Origin of the sequence: Paraburkholderia atlantica (assembly GCF_000092885.1) — a bacterium.
Lineage (GTDB): Bacteria > Pseudomonadota > Gammaproteobacteria > Burkholderiales > Burkholderiaceae > Paraburkholderia > Paraburkholderia atlantica.
Genome location: NC_014120.1, coordinates 75,049 through 89,678 on the forward strand (window position 1 = coordinate 75,049; position 14,630 = coordinate 89,678).

Annotated in this window: 10 protein-coding genes and 8 pseudogenes; 10 read left to right on the forward strand and 8 right to left on the reverse strand. The window is 60.2% G+C overall.

What is annotated here, in order from left to right; all coding sequences use genetic code 11:
• Positions 1 to 48: 48 nt before the first annotated feature.
• From BC1002_RS39910 to tnpB, 5 genes and pseudogenes are all read left to right on the forward strand, one after another.
• A pseudogene (locus tag BC1002_RS39910) lies at positions 49 to 302 on the forward strand (transposase); the annotation flags it as partial.
• A 385-nt stretch (positions 303 to 687) separates the two neighbouring features.
• Positions 688 to 1,674, forward strand: a complete 987-nt coding sequence (locus BC1002_RS33660; RefSeq protein ID WP_013094445.1) for an aromatic/alkene monooxygenase hydroxylase subunit beta — start codon at positions 688 to 690, stop codon at positions 1,672 to 1,674.
• A 409-nt stretch (positions 1,675 to 2,083) separates the two neighbouring features.
• Positions 2,084 to 2,455 (forward strand): annotated as a pseudogene (phaP, locus tag BC1002_RS33665) (TIGR01841 family phasin); the annotation flags it as partial.
• 82 nt (positions 2,456 to 2,537) lie between these two features.
• Positions 2,538 to 2,954, forward strand: a complete 417-nt coding sequence (tnpA, locus tag BC1002_RS39485) for an IS66-like element accessory protein TnpA (protein WP_041736223.1) — start codon at positions 2,538 to 2,540, stop codon at positions 2,952 to 2,954.
• A complete protein-coding gene (tnpB, locus tag BC1002_RS33675) occupies positions 2,951 to 3,322 on the forward strand; it encodes an IS66 family insertion sequence element accessory protein TnpB (protein WP_013094447.1) in 372 nt (123 codons plus the stop codon). Before tnpA ends, tnpB begins: the two co-directional genes overlap by 4 nt.
• On the opposite strand, the pseudogene BC1002_RS37120 reads toward tnpB, so the two are convergent.
• Together BC1002_RS37120 and BC1002_RS38145 are read right to left on the reverse strand one after the other, a co-directional pair.
• Positions 3,237 to 4,061: pseudogene (locus BC1002_RS37120) on the reverse strand (recombinase family protein); the annotation flags it as partial. The gene tnpB and the pseudogene BC1002_RS37120 sit on opposite strands and share 86 nt — an antisense overlap.
• Before the next feature lie 2 nt (positions 4,062 to 4,063).
• On the reverse strand, positions 4,064 to 4,414 hold the full coding sequence (locus BC1002_RS38145) for a hypothetical protein (protein WP_157874874.1): 351 nt from the start codon (positions 4,412 to 4,414) through the stop codon (positions 4,064 to 4,066).
• A 143-nt stretch (positions 4,415 to 4,557) separates the two neighbouring features.
• Here BC1002_RS38145 and BC1002_RS33685 point away from each other — a divergent pair.
• Positions 4,558 to 4,800: pseudogene (locus BC1002_RS33685) on the forward strand (transposase domain-containing protein); the annotation flags it as partial.
• Positions 4,801 to 5,039: 239 nt separating this feature from the next.
• Here BC1002_RS33685 and BC1002_RS37130 read toward each other — a convergent pair.
• Positions 5,040 to 5,246: pseudogene (locus BC1002_RS37130) on the reverse strand (IS3 family transposase); the annotation flags it as partial.
• A gap of 360 nt (positions 5,247 to 5,606) precedes the next feature.
• Here BC1002_RS37130 and BC1002_RS37135 point away from each other — a divergent pair.
• Positions 5,607 to 6,386, forward strand: coding sequence for a tyrosine-type recombinase/integrase (locus tag BC1002_RS37135; protein ID WP_238538110.1), 780 nt, complete (start codon positions 5,607 to 5,609; stop codon positions 6,384 to 6,386).
• On the opposite strand, the gene istB is transcribed toward BC1002_RS37135, so the two are convergent.
• Positions 6,302 to 7,060 carry an IS21-like element helper ATPase IstB gene (gene istB, locus BC1002_RS33700; protein ID WP_013094450.1) on the reverse strand — a complete coding sequence of 253 codons (759 nt, stop codon included), beginning with the start codon at positions 7,058 to 7,060 and terminating at the stop codon, positions 6,302 to 6,304. The genes BC1002_RS37135 and istB overlap by 85 nt on opposite strands.
• Positions 7,061 to 7,075: 15 nt before the next feature.
• Complete coding sequence (istA, locus tag BC1002_RS33705; protein WP_083788781.1) at positions 7,076 to 8,617, reverse strand: IS21 family transposase; 1,542 nt, start codon at positions 8,615 to 8,617, stop codon at positions 7,076 to 7,078.
• Between istA (BC1002_RS33705) and BC1002_RS33710 the strand changes: the two genes are divergently transcribed.
• Positions 8,595 to 9,290, forward strand: coding sequence for a tyrosine-type recombinase/integrase (locus tag BC1002_RS33710; RefSeq protein ID WP_238538111.1), 696 nt, complete (start codon positions 8,595 to 8,597; stop codon positions 9,288 to 9,290). The two genes, istA (BC1002_RS33705) and BC1002_RS33710, sit on opposite strands and share 23 nt — an antisense overlap.
• A gap of 86 nt (positions 9,291 to 9,376) precedes the next feature.
• Here the strand turns inward: BC1002_RS33710 and BC1002_RS33715 are convergent.
• Positions 9,377 to 9,873, reverse strand: a pseudogene (locus tag BC1002_RS33715) (ATP-binding protein); the annotation flags it as partial.
• Positions 9,866 to 11,371 (reverse strand): annotated as a pseudogene (gene istA, locus BC1002_RS33720) (IS21 family transposase). The pseudogenes BC1002_RS33715 and istA (BC1002_RS33720), both read right to left, overlap by 8 nt.
• A gap of 577 nt (positions 11,372 to 11,948) precedes the next feature.
• On the opposite strand from istA (BC1002_RS33720), the gene BC1002_RS39250 reads away from it, so the two are divergent.
• Complete coding sequence (locus BC1002_RS39250) at positions 11,949 to 12,182, forward strand: alpha/beta hydrolase (RefSeq protein ID WP_238538112.1); 234 nt, start codon at positions 11,949 to 11,951, stop codon at positions 12,180 to 12,182.
• A 17-nt stretch (positions 12,183 to 12,199) separates the two neighbouring features.
• Positions 12,200 to 13,425 (forward strand): annotated as a pseudogene (locus tag BC1002_RS33725) (ISL3 family transposase).
• Between the two features lie 205 nt (positions 13,426 to 13,630).
• Here BC1002_RS33725 and BC1002_RS33730 read toward each other — a convergent pair.
• On the reverse strand, positions 13,631 to 14,434 hold the full coding sequence (locus tag BC1002_RS33730) for a GH12 family glycosyl hydrolase domain-containing protein (protein WP_013094454.1): 804 nt from the start codon (positions 14,432 to 14,434) through the stop codon (positions 13,631 to 13,633).
• Between the last annotated feature and the right edge of the window lie 196 nt (positions 14,435 to 14,630).

Consider the following 14,630-nt stretch of genomic DNA (forward strand, 5'->3'; position numbering starts at 1 on the left):
CCCGTTCAGCTATCTTGGAAGCATCGCGAATTAATTGGGTAGAAGTGTATTGTCGCAGTTCCCTGGATCTTTCAACCACGTGGAAGTTCGAATCTTCTCGAGGCGATGCGGCGTGTTGTGCCTTGGTCGGAGCTGATTTGTGCTGATCGAGCCGCATTTATCCGCGAGGCAAAAACGGACGACCACTTTTCCCGATCGCGACGATGCCGCAAATTCGGTTTATGCAGCACAGGTTCGCTCTGTCGGACCCTGCAATGGAAGAGGCGCTGTATCGCGAGTTCCGGGGTCTCGACGGCGGCATCGTGCACTGGACCAGAGCGATCATCTGGACGCTATACATGATCACATCGACCGGCTCAAGGCAGAGACCCGTGCCAAGGTTAAGCATCCCTTACACTTCATCAAGCGACAGTTCGGCTATGCGAGGGCCCGATATATAGGTTTGGTGAAAAAATGCTGTCCAGACGACGCGGTCTGCTCTGGGCGATTTATGGATGTTGCGCAGAGCTTTGCGAAACGCTGAAGATCTGGCCGGTGCGGTCATGTGTTTCACCGGCACGGCACCTGATGGGTGACTCTGCTGCGAAATCTCCACACAAGAATGTCGTGGCCGTTCAGACTGCGATGAGTGTGGAGTCACCGCTGCGAAAGCGACCTCTGCAGAGGTTTTCTTAACTGGAGACAATCATGACGCAACCAGAAGTCCTTAAGCCACTGAAAACATGGAGCCATCTGGCGGCCCGGCGGCGCAAGCCAAGCGAGTACGAGATCGTCACGACCAATCTGCACTACACGACCGACAATCCCGATGCGCCGTTCGAGCTCGATCCGAACTTCGAAATGGCGCAATGGTTCAAGCGAAACCGCAATGCATCCCCGCTGACTCGGCCCGACTGGAATGCGTTCCGCGATCCTGACGAGCTCGTCTACCGCACCTACAACATGCTCCAGGACGGGCAGGAAACGTATGTCTTCGGGCTGCTAGACCAGTTCTCCGCACGCGGTCACGACAGCATGCTCGCACACACTTGGGCGGGTACGCTCGCGCGCCACTACACGCCCGCCCGCTTCCTGTTCCATGCACTGCAAATGGGCTCGGCGTATCTGACCCAGATGGCGCCCGCTTCCACGATCTCAAACTGCGCCGCTTACCAGACAGCGGACACGCTGCGCTGGCTCACTCACACGGCGTATCGCACCAAAGAGCTGTCGCAGACGTTCGGCGACCTCGGCTTCGGCACTGACGAGCGGCACTACTGGGAGGACGATCCGGCATGGCAGGGCTGGCGCAATCTCGTCGAGCACGCACTCACAGCATGGGACTGGGCGGAGAGCTTCGCCGCGCTGAACCTCGTCGCGCGCCCGGCGGTGGAAGAAACCATTTTGCGAAGCCTCGGAGTGGCTGCGCGGCACAACGGCGATACCCTGCTCGGCCTCATCACCGATGCGCAGTTGATCGACGCCCAGCGCCATCGGCGTTGGGCCGCCGAACTCGTTCGCATGGCGCTCGAGGAGCAAAAGAACCGCGCGGTGCTGACGGCTTGGGTCAGCAAGTGGGAGCCGCTCGCCGACAAAGCTATCGCGGCGTGGTGCATTGCTCTCCCCGACGCACCGGACGCCAGCGCGCGCGCGAAGAACGCCACGCGCGAGTTCAGGCGCGCCGTCGGTATATGAGTGTCGGCACGAGCCGGCGGAGCATCGAAAGCGACGTGCTTGAGTTGTCCCCATCGACGATTGCTTCGTCGTCTGTACCGACGAATGTGAACGCCGAGAAGCCTTTACCGCAGATTCAGTCCTTGATGGCGGTCAAGACACATTCAAGCAGATGAAAATCAATCGAGAAGAGCCTGATATTCTGTAGGCAACTGAGCCGATCTCGCCGGAGCAACGGGTTGCCGGACCGGGATTCTGACGCGCACCACATCCGGCGCGCGTTTTTGACCCACTATGCGATCTCTGTCGCAAGATCGTGGAGGCACCGCCTTCGTGTCCGGATCGCGCACACTGGAGCTTCATCATGCTGAACCGGGAACAGATTGCCGCAATCCAAAACGTAACGCTAGGTTAGCTCTTTGATCTCGGCGACAAGACAGTGGAGAGCGTCGGGAAACTGGCTGCATTGAACAATCGATGGACCTGCACGACGCTTGTCGATATGTTCGAACTGGTGCAAAAGTCGCTATCGTCGAAGGAGCACCGGGACTGGCTCGCGCTTAAAGACAACTTCGCTGAGCGGATGACCGAGAGGGTGCTGACGTATAGCCGTCAGGCGGTCGACATCGTGTTGGTAACACAGGCCGAGTTCGCACGATTTGTGCATGTGCAAGGTAGCGCCTGCCGCCGTCAGGTGCAGACGATGGTGGAGAACGTCGCCAAGAATGTTCCAGTCACGAGCGCTTTGAATTCCGCGATTTCGGCTGCCGATTCTCTATGCGAAAGCCTACGGAGTGCGTAAGCGGCTCATGACGGCCATTCTCGACGGCTGAGCGAACCGGTTGGTAGTTTAGTTCCCGCTAAATAATTTGGTGGGAACTAAAGTGGACGAGACATTGAATCGGATCGCGAAGGTCAAGCCACCAAACTTTCGGGTGGAAACCAAGCGGCACTTGGTCGAGCAGACCTTCGAAGCAGGAGCTTCGGTTTCGCTGGTTGCACGCCGTAACGACGTCAACACCAATTTGTTGTTCCGGTGGCGGCGTCAGTATCTGCAAGGCGTGTTCGGCGAGCCATGTCCAGAGCATTCGGCGGTGGCCTCGAAACCTGATGCCAGCTCGACGGTACTTCTTCCAGTGGGCGTTGTCGCGGAGCCTTCGGAGGCAACGCCCATGACCGACGATACCAACTCGCCGCCCGACAACGTCTGCGAGTTCGAATTTGATCGTGCACGCGTTCGAATCTCCGGTGAGGTCTCGCCGGCATTGCTGCGGCTGCTCATTCGGGAGCTTGCCCGATGATCGGCCTGCCGGCGGGCACGCGTGTCTGGCTCGTTGCCGGCATCACCGACATGCGCTGCGGCGTCCAAGGGCTGTCGGCGAAGGTGCAGACAGCGCTCAATGAGAATCCACTGGACGGTAACGTCTTCATCTTCCGCGGGCGCCGCGGCGATCTCGTGAAGGTGCTTTGGGCTACTGAGGACGGACTCTGGCTTCTCGCGAGACGGTTGGAGCGAGGGCGTTTCATCTGGCCACAGGCCGATGGCGGCAAGATCCATCTGACGAGTGCACAGTTGTCGATGTTGCTCGAGGGCATCGACTGGCGACAGCCACGACGCACCGCCGCACTCTCGATGTTGCAAACCGCGAGGCATAGAACGGATTCTTGAGCACCGAAATCACGTTACGGTAGCGTATTGGAGTCCAGTCGACCCGCATCAGCGTCCGGCCGTCAGAGGGGCGCGGGAAGTGGACCTGTTCAGCGTTCATCGACAACAGAACCTGCCGCGCGCTACCCAGTTGCCGGAAACGAGTAAAAATCAGGCGTATGACTTCCTGCAACCGCGCGTCTGGATCGAAACCCAGACCAACATCACGATGCCAGATATAGCCGACCGGCACGCTGATACGTAATTCACCACGATGTGCCTTCTCTCGTTTGGCGTCGTGCATGCGCGTTCGAAGCACGTTGAGTTCGAATTCGCTGATGCTGTCCTTCATGCCAAGTAATAGCCGGTCATTTGCCCGGCAAGGGTCGTACACACCGTCAAGGTCGATTACCCGCGCTTGAACGAGACCACAGAGCTCAAGCAGATGATGCCAGTCGCGTCCATTGCGGGCAAGGCGTGAGGCATCCAGGCAAAGCACTGCGCCGACATCGCCTGCACACAATAACGCGACCAGACGATCAAAGCCCGGTCTCGCAACTGTGCCGCTCGCCGAGCGTCCCTGGTCGTCGTCGATGACTTCGACGTCGCGAAATCCATGTCGCTTTGCTTCCTGCACGAGGTCATACTGCCGGCGCCGGCTCTCGAGGTTCATCTGAACCTGCGTCTGGCTGGACTGTCGGACATAAACTACCGCCTTGCGTTTAAGAAGATCTGCGGGCAAACGATCATCATTCGTCATCGTTACGCCCCTTCGCAGTCGAGATGCCCGCAGCCTGCATCAACAGGCATGCGAGATGCCTGAGCGTGTTTGCCCGTTGCACTGCGTTCATTCCCTGAAGCTCGACCGCGTCGAACATCAGGTTCATCTGAGGCGGCATCGACCGCGATGACTGTTGACCTGCTGGAACGGCGTTTGGCAGATTGCTCATTGCGTTTCTCCCGGACGTTGGTGGAACCGTCCGGAGAGTTTCCCCGCAAACGCAGATCGACCAGCAATTGATGCAGATTATGCAGTGCCGCTAAGGTAACTCTCGGTTCGCCGAGAACCATCGCTGAACAGATCGCGGCATCGAGCATCCATGCCGCGATCATCCTGATTACACCGGGGTCCGCCTCCACATGGACGACCTGACCTCCGCCGCGATGCTCGATGTCTTTAACCTTGACGCGACGCCCATACAGCGGATGCCAGCGATAATGAATCTCGACTTCCTGCCCGATATGGGCAGAATGAACGGGAAATTGCGTTGGGCAGGAAAAACTATTTGTTCGTTGGCTCCGACAGCGGCGGTGAGCGTGCGGCGGCGATGTACAGTCTCATCGGCACGTGCAAACTCAACGAAATCAACCCGCGTGCCTACCTCGAACACGTGCACACCCGTATCGCGGACCACAAGGTCAACCGCATCGACGAACTGCTTCCCTGGAACGTGGCCGACAAACTGAAGCCTGCAGCTCCGCCCACGCACACCGCTTGACCGGGTAGATCGAGATAGGTCGTGTCAACGACCATGCAAACAATCCACGCTCTCACATCATGCCCCACGCGCGCGCGAATCGGGGATCGGCCCTGCCGAGCCGCTTACCGGAGTGCTGGTCGGCAAGAAGTTGAAGTCGCAAAAGGTAACCTTGAGGTCGGCGCGGAGGCGTCGAAGAGCACCAAACCTGTAGCTACAATGACCTTGCCCCCGTTTGACGAATCCCATAGCTGGGGGAATTATACGGCTTCGCCTTGCTGAGCCGCGAACCAGTTCTTCTCGAAATTCATGGGGCTGACGTAGTCGAGTGTCGAGTGTAACCGGCGTTCATTGTAAAAGCCCAGCCAATCAATTACTTCATCCATTGCGGCACGCCGCGTGGCGAAGTGTCGTCCATGCATGCGTGCTACCTTCAGCGAACCCCACAGACTTTCGGTCGGCGCGTTGACGCTCCTATGTCAACCGATACCCGTCGAATCGGCCAGATCGGCCAAGATTAGAGGGTACACCGGCACGGGAATCAGCCGTCTCATACATGCACTCTTCGAGCTTGCTGACGTTCGCGATGCCGAGGGACGATGTCCACGAATTCACGACTTGCGGCATAGCTTTGCAGTCCAGGCTTTGATCCGGTGGTATCAGGAAGACGCGGACGTACAGTCGAACCTCCCGAAACTGGCCATCTACATGGGGCATGTCTCGATCGTATCGACGGCATACTACCTTCCATTCGTTCCGACGATCGCGGCGCTCGCAAGTGAACGCTTCGAGAAGCATCTAGGCCACGTGCTCGGCGGGAGAAAGCCATGAAACCGCGCAAACCGACAGAGCTCGGCCGATGTCTGCTGCGCTTCTTCCAGGATTATCTGCCCACACTGCGCGGGGTTAGCGTGCATACGATACGGAGCTACCGGGACGCCGTCGTCTTGCTACTGCAGTTCACCGCGCGCGAGTGCCAGCGCCCCATCGAAGCCCTTGATTTGAGCGATCTGACTGCCGATCATGTGAAGCGATTCCTCAAATTCCTTGAGTCCGAGCGCGGCAATAGCATCGCGACCCGCAACGCTCGGCTCGCCGCCATTCATGCATTCGCGCGTTTCGTGATTGCCGAGCATCCCGAACATCTAGCACCGTTTCAGCAGGTACTCGGGGTACCTTTTAAGCGGGGAGCGCGGGAGGCACCAATGGAATATCTGGAAACGGCGGAGATCGATACACTGCTGAGGACCATCGACCAGAGCCGTCCAGCGGGGCAACGCGACTTCGCACTGTTTGCGCTGATGTTCAATACCGGAGCTCGTGTGCAGGAGATCCTCAATTTGCGGGTCTGTGACCTACGACTCGACGCACCGCCGCAGGTCCGGCTGCGTGGCAAAGTGCGTATTCCACGCAAATCGAGCAGCCGTACCGCGGCAAAGCGAGCAGACATTCCACGCGAAGCCGAGCGGGGATTCCACAGCAAAGCGAGCGCTGCGGACGTGGCGACGCGGGGTGAGTTCTTTTACTCCTTCTCGTCTTCGATGGTCAAACCATTTCGGCGCTTGCGCATCGACTCGCCCGATAGTGTGAGCCGATGCGCGTTGTGAACCAGCCGGTCGAGGATCGCGTCTGCAAGCGTTGGATCTCCGATGGCGGCATGCCAGCTGTCGACTGGAATCTGGCTGGTTACGATTGTCGAACGCCGGCCGTGCCGGTCGTCGAGCACCTCGAGCAGATCACGCCGCGCCGAATCCGACAGCGGCGCCATGGCGAGGTCGTCCATGACGAGGATGTCGGTTTTCGCCCATTGCGCGAGCAGCTTCGCGTAACCGCCGCTACCGTGCGCGATGGCCATCTCCTCATTGAACTTCGGCATGCGTAGATAGCGGGCCGAGAAGCCCTGACGGCATGCCTGGTTGACCAGCGCGCATGCGAGCCAGCTTTTGCCAAGGCCGGTCGGCGCGACCAGAATCACGTTCTGGTGCGCCCGGATCCATTCGCCAGTGAGCAGTCGGGCGAGTAGAGCGCGGTCGAGTCCGCGGGGCTCGCGGTAGTTGATGTCTTCAGGTACCGCGTCAGGGAAGCGCAGCTTCGCGCGGCGCAGCCGCGCCGTGAGAAGGCGTGACTCGCGTTCGCTTGCTTCGCGTTCGACGAGCAGCCCGAGGCGCTCCTCGAAGCCGAGCTGATCGATGCTGTTCTGGGATTGCTGGTCGGCCAGCGCCGCGGCCATGCCGAACAGGCGCAGCTCGTGCAGCCGCTCAACGGTCGGGTGATGCAGCATGTCGATGATCTCCTTTCAGTGGTAGTAGGACGGCCCGCGCACGTTGGCGTGCACGAGCGGCAGTTCGGTCTGGGCGACGGGCGCATCGGCCTTGCTCTCCAGGCCATTCTTCAACGTTGAGGCGATGAACCGGTAGCTCGGCGCTTTCAGATCAATGGCGCGCTGGCAGGCGGCTTCCAGCCGCGCACGGCCGTAGTCTTTGCCCATGCGCAGCACCCCCAGGCAGGCGCGGTAAGCCTGCTGCGGATGCTGGCGACCGCCGAGCAGATGTTCGATAACCGCAGCGGTATGCGGACCGATGTCGGTGGCCCAGTTGATCAGCCGTTGCGGATTCCACTCCGTGGTGGCGGCCCGATGATTCGGCGGCATGTGCGCAGCGATCGTGGTGTGATGGCCGCGGCGCTCGCTCTTCGCATGCGCGGCAATTCGCTGACCGCGCAGGAAGATCTCGACCGTTGTCTTCGTATGGCGCACGTCGACCTGCTCCCGGGCGTGGCAGTACGAGACCGAGTAATAGTGTTCGTCGAGCTCGACGTGGTAATCGATGCCGACGCGGGCAACCTTCCACTGCGCGTACTGGTAAGGCCGTCCCGGCAGCGGGCGAAGTGCCGGGCGATCAAGTTGCTCGAAAGCGCTGCGGCGGCAGCCGGGCAGCTTCTTGAACGGCCTGTTGTTCAGTTCGACGAGCAGCGCGGCGATTGCCCGATTGGCTTCGTCGAGGCTGAACAGCCGCTGGTTGCGCAGCCGGGCCAGAATCCAGCGCTGTGCCAGGAGTACCGACTGCTCGACCTTCGCCTTGTCGCGGGGCCGACGTTTGCGTGCCGGGATGATCGCCATCGAGTAATGGGCAGCCATCTCGCCGTAGGTCCGGTTCAGAACCGGATCGTAGAAATCGGCCTTGTGTACGCCGGACTTCAGGTTGTCGGGCACCAGGATCTCGACACAACCGCCGATGAAGTTCAACGCGCGCACATGCGAGCCGATCCAGTCCTCAAGCTGCTGGGTCCAGGTGACCTCGGCATAGGTGTAGTTCGATGCGCCGAGCGTCGCGACGAACAGCTCCGCCTCGCGGATCTCGCCCGTGTGCGGATCAACGATACCGAGCCTGTTACCCGAGTAGTCGATGAACAGCTTCTCGCCGGGCGTGTGCGTCTGGCGCAGCGTAACCGGCAAAGCCGCTGCCCAGCGCTCGTAGTGCTTGCAGAACCAGCTGTAGCCGTAACCCTCGGGCTCCTGGGCCTTGTACTCGTTCCAGAGCAGGTCGAGCGTTACGCCTCGCCTGCCAAGCTCGCGATGCACGAGCGGCCAGTTGGGCAGCGGGCGTGTCCGGCTCAACGACGGCGGCGGCGGAAACAGCAGCGCCTCAAGCGCCGCGTCATCCAGCGACATCGCCTTCCCGAAGTCCAGTTGCGCACGCCGCGCACGGTCCAGGTAGTCCCAGACCGTCGCGCTCGAAGCGCCGATCGTCGTCGCGATCTCGCGCTGGCTGCGTTCACACACGAAGCGCAGGCGCAGCACTTCCCTGATTTGACGCATGGATAACCTTTTATTCGACATTCGGCGGCCCGACAAAATCGTCGAGCGTGCCATGGTTATCCGCGTCGCCGTCTCCCCAGCTTACTGCTCGGTTACGCGTGGAATTCGCGCTCGGGCAGCCGTGGAATCCTTGCTCGGTTTGCCGTGGAATCGGCGCTCGCTTTGCTGTGGAATCCGTGCTCGGTTTGCCGTGGAATCAGCGTTCGGTTTGGCGTGGAATACGCATGGCAAAGGGAACAAGGTGAGAGTGTGTCCGATCTGGCCGCGTACTGCGCAGCTTCTGCGCGAACTCATTCGCACTCGTCCTTTGGACACTCAAGGCTCGGCCGAACTGCCTGTCTTCGTCAATTGCCGCGGTACTCAGATGAGCCGATTTGGCGTGCGTTATCTGCTGCGCAAATACATGCTCATCGCGAGCACCCGGAACCCAACCCTTGCGCACAAAGAAATCCACCCGCATTCGCTTAGGCATACCACCGCGATTCAGTTACTGAAGGCTGGCGTAGACTTCGCGACTATCAGCCAGTGGCTCGGCCACGCGAGCCTGAATACCACGATGCGCTATGCGCGTGCCGATATCGATCTCAAACGTCAAGCACTCGCGCAGGTGTTCCCAGAAATCCTCGCGCCTCCACGAGGCGGAGCATTCATCTTGAACGGTGCTGACCTGGTTGGCTGGCTGCGTAGACTCTGACCTGTTATGTGCAGTTAAGGCATGCTCAAGTCAGGCGGGTTTGCCTTGCTGCACGACCTCTCCACATAACCGCGCGCTACACATAAGTCCAGAATCACCAGATCTGCGTGCGTGAGCCGGTGAGCAACCTGCCCCTGCTTGCCCGCTGCCTTCTCCGTTCCAGTGCGTTGGCCAGCTCGATCGTCGAGAAGTAGCGTACACGCTTGCCGTGCCGCTGCACGGCCTCGATCCCGATCGCCGTCGCCAGATGCGTCTTGCCCGTGCCCGGTCCGCCGATGAGCACGACGTTGTGCGCACTCTCGAGGAATTTCAGCTGGTACAGGTCGCGGATCAACTCCTCATCGACACGCGCCTGTGCAAAGTCGAAGCCCTTGAGGTCGCGGTGTGCCGGGAAGCGTGCCGCTCCCATCTGGTAGGCAATCGAACGGACCTCGCGTTCGGCCCCCTCGGCCAGCAGCAACTGTTGCATGAAGCGCTCGGGATCGAATTCGGTATGCCGGGACTGCGCATACAATTCGGACCAGCTGCTGGCCATGCCGTGCAGCTTGAGTGCCTTCAGGCGGGCGATGATATCGTTAGACATGGCGTTTCTCCGGTTCAGTGACGCGCAGTCGCTCGTAGCGGCCAACGTCTGCAACGGGTTCCTCGGTCAGGTTCAGCGGGGTGATCGCTGCGGCGTGGCTAGCCGCCGGAGCCTTCAGTCGGCTCAGCACGTTGAGCACGTGATCGCCGCTGGGCCGGCCCGAGTCCAGTGCGGCCTGGACGGCCTGCAGTACGGCGTCGAGCCCGTGCTCACGCACGGCGCCCAGAACCTGCGTCATGACGCGATCTCCGCCGGGATGCCTCAGCAGGTGCCGCTGCAGCTCCTGAAGCGGCTGGGGCATCGTCGCAAACGGCGCGCCGTTGCGCAGGGCGCCGGGCTTGCGCTCGACCAGCGTGATGTAGTGCTGCCAGTCATAGAACGTCAGGTGCCGCTCGAAGCTGCGCGTGTGACGGGTAATCTCCCGGTCATCGGCGACGACGCTCAGCAGCGCCGGATAGCAGCGCACGCTCACCAGCTGGTTCACGAACTCGGTCGGCACGCTGTAGCGGTTGCGCTGGAAGTGGATCAGGCCCGTCGATGACACGCGCAGGATCTGCTCGACATAGCCGTCGAAGGGACGGGGGTTGGGCATCAGCTGGGTGCGCTCATCCTCAAGCACATCCTCGACGCTCAGCTCAGGCCACTGCGGATGCGGCATCTTCCACGCCTGGCGGCACCGGTCTGCAACCCAAGCGTTCAGCGCTTCGAGCGAATCCCAGCGATGCTGCACGGCGTCGTGCCAGATCTGCCGGCGCCGGTCCTGCACGTTCTTCTCAACGATGCCCTTCTCCCAGCCCGCCGCGCGGTTGCAGAACTCGGGCTCGAACAGGTAATGGCTGCACATCGCCTCGAAGCGGGCGTTGACCGTGCGCGCCTTGCCACGCCCGACCTTGTCTACCGCGGTCTTCATGTTGTCGTAGATGCCGCGTCGCGGCACGCCGCCGAAGGCGGCAAACGCCTTTGCGTGCGCATCGAACAACATCTCGTGACTCTGGGTCGGGTAGGCCACCAGCCAGAACGCGCGGCTGGCGTTCAGCTTCACATGGGCGACCTCAAGGCGCCGGCGAAGGCCGCCCACGAAGGCGTATTCGCAGCTCCAGTCGAACTGGAATGCCTCGCCCAGCTCGAACGCCAGCGGAACATACGCCTGGCGGCGTGGGGCCTGCGTCTGTTGCTCGCGCCAGCGCCGCACGAATATGCTCACACGCGTGTAGCTGCCGCCGTAGCCCTGTGCGCGGATCGCCTCGAACATGAAACGCGCCGTACGACGCTCGCGTTTGGGCCGGTGACTGTCGGCCTTCAGCCATTCCTCAAGCTGTCCAGCCCAGGCGTCTACCACGCTCGGGCTGACCCGCTTCGGGTACTTCGGCTCTGCCGCGTCTGGTTAACGCAGCCACGTGCGGATCGTGTTGCGCGACAGCCCCGTCCGTCGCGCGATCTCCCGCAGCGGCACCTTCTCGCGGAAATACATCCGCCTGATCTTGGCCAGCATACCCACCGTGATCACCTCTGTGTCCCCTGCTCAAATATCGAGCAGGACATTCAATCACGTGGGTCAAATTTCGATGCAAATCACACGGGCAGGTGGGTCAATTCTGCGCGCCCGTTAACAGCATCATTGCTCCTTATGTCGCCGCACAGAACGAGCTTTTCGGCCTCGGTTCGAACGCGGACGAAGTCAAAGAAATTGCTAGGAACGGTCCCCCTTGGCTCACAAGTTGGCTTGGCCGAACCATAGTTGATTCACTGCATGCTCAATGGCAAATTGATGCTGTGGTAGAAAAGTTGGCAGTGGCCAAAAGAATAAAGACGGTTTTGGCAGAAAACCCGCAGATTTCCCCTAATGACCTTCATCGCGAGGTAGTCTCGCTGCCTTTCTTTCCGTTGGAACAGAGCCGTGGAAAATGCCGCGCAAAAGATTGCCGGAGAGGCGGTCGCAAGATATGCTGAAGTAGGTTCCGGTAGCAAGGTCCCTGGACGACCGGCGGGCGACCCAAGTGTCCGTGACCTGCAATGATGGAGCCTTGATCCACTCAAGCGAGGATTGCTGGACAGATCTTGGAAATTCTCTCGCCATGTCTGCGCCGCTTGTGGAGGGCTTATATTCCGGTCAGCCCTGTCTTTACTGGCCGTTCAGCACGCGAAGGCTGCCGTCGTTCGACAGTGCCGCGACGCTACGTGTTCTCCTGCTGCAGGATGAGAATGATGGTCCAACGCCTCTGCCTGGAGCGCGCGCCACTGCAGCCCCATTGAAAAATTCAGCCTCTGTTGAATTTCGAGTGGGTGGTATCGTCCGGTTTTTCGCATAACAAGACGAAGGGAAGTCATGCATAGCCAGCTGTTCGAAGCCGCATTGGGTGTGAGCGATCCGTGGTTCGTGAGCGGCGTCGATTTCGACGCGGCTGCCAAACGGCTGACGATTCAGATCGACTTCACTGCCGGCACTCGCTTTCCGTATCCGGAAGTGGCTGGCGCGCATCCCGTGCATGATACTGTTGTCAAGCGCTACCGCCACCTGAACTTCTTCCAGCATGACTGCTATCTCGAAGTGCGCACGCCGCGCGTGAAGCTGCCCGACGGCCGCGTGGCGCTCGTCGAGCCCAGTTGGGCCGGCAAGCTCAGTGGCTTCACGCTGCTTTTCGAGGCGATGGTACTTACGCTCGCGCAGCAGATGCCCTTTGCTGCAGTGGCGCGTGCCGTCGGCGAGTCGTGGCACCGCGTACACGCGATCTGCAAGCGCTACGTCGAACTGGCGTTGGCCGAGATTGATGTGTCCGACCTGACGAGCGCTGCCGTCGACGAAACTTACTATAAGCGCGGTCACAACTATCTGACGCTCGTGGCCGACGCCAAACAACGCAAGATCGTGTTCGTTACCGAAGGCCGCGATGCTGCCACCATCGAGCAGTTCGCCGCCCATCGGCAAGTTCACAACGCCACGCCCGGGCAAATCACCTCGGTCAGCATCGACATGTCGCCTGCCTTCATCAAGGGCGTCAGCAAGCACCTGCCCAACGCCCGCATCACCTTCGACAAATTCCACGTTGTCGCTCAGGCATCGTTTGCTCTGACAAGACGCGGCGGCTCGAACAGAAGACCGACCCTGACCTCAAGGGCCTGCGCTGGGCACTGCTCAAGGACCGCGACCGGTTGAACGTGGGGCAGCGTGCCGACCTGGACGCGCTCGTTGCCAACGTCACGACCAGGCGCACCGCCCGGGCCTGGCTCTACCGCGAGCAATTGCGAGACATCCTCGATCGCAAGCAGATCAACGTCGTCTCCGCGATGCTTGAGCAGTGGTGCACCAACGTGATGCGCTCCAAAGTCGAACCCATGAAAGAGGTTGCACGCATGATCCGCAAGCACTTCGACGGCATCGTCGCCTGGACCCAGACGCGCCAGACCAACGGCTTTCTGGAAGCTCTCAACGGCCTGTTTCAGGCCGCCACGCGACGCGCGCGCGGTTACGCCAACCTCACGACCATGCGTACCGTGCTGTTTCTGATCGCCGGCAAGCTCGACTTCGCTTCGATCAACCCGCATGCGGCGTAACCCACTCAAATTTCAACAGAGCCTCATTTTCCTGGAGCAACTGATCACGGGCGCGCTCATGCGGCGCATCTTCTTCGGCTGCCCTTTCGTGATCTGGGCGGAGCATGCAAGGACCCACTCATGGACCGGGGGCGACAGTCCTTTCTTCCTAATGTAGTCTGGACAGACATCCTGGACTGCTCCCTGCCCAACGCGATGAAAGGGATCACTCGGCAGTGACCGTGAACTTCTTGGATGCAAAGCTCAGATTTCCGCGCGAAGAGGTGATTTCGAACCCGTACTGCAGGTCACCGATTTCCAGATCATCATCAAAATAGTTGAGCGAGCGCAGATATTTCATAAACGCCAGCACATCGATCGCGGCGTTGTCAGTCTTCGTCGTGCGGACGAACGTGTAGACGATGTTGCTGCGGTTGGTGCCCACGTACACGTTCCAACTTCCGTTTGACAGCGATACATTTCGGTAAAGTGGAATTGCGCATCCGGCTTGCGTCCAGTTGTAGGAGATGGGCTTGACATTGCCGCAACCTTCCGCAGTTCCGGTGTAGTTTAGCCATATCATGATTTCATGCGCGTTACGACCGGCCCAGATATCAAACGTTGACTCCCAAGCGCCGCCAGAAGGCGTAGTAGCCGAGACGATGGCGGAAAGCGAGTTCAGTGAGCCGATGGTCTTGTTGACTTGGTATCCGATGTGCGGATAGGACTTGATGCCACTGGTGTTGGGTTGATCTGAAGTAACGCCCCAGTCGAGCTCGCTGTCACCCCCGAGCTTGCTGTTAGCCCATATTGTCTGGGGACCCGCGGTGACATTACTGCAGGGTGACCACACGTCGTTGTTGATTGTGAACCTACCGTAGATCCGAGAAGCGAAGAGGTTTTCCGCAGAGCAGGATGAGGTTTCGGGGGAAGTAGCAGACCACGTCTGGGCCTGCGCACTGGCAGTCCAAAGCATCAGCGCGGCGCTGGCAGTGGCGGCACGGGTCGCGCGGATCAAGTTTCGAGGCATGGTCTTCTGATCTCCTGTCAGGTGTGAGGGTTGGTCGGCATCGGTGAAGGTCAGCGGCTTGGGCAACCTTCCGATCGAGAGAGAAACCGTGCGTGGGGCGACGTACTCTTAGGCTGGGGTGGGTTCATCTCGTCGGTGGGTGCTCATGTCAGGAATTTCCGTAGCACTGCCGAGAGAGCGCATGTACACCGAACGT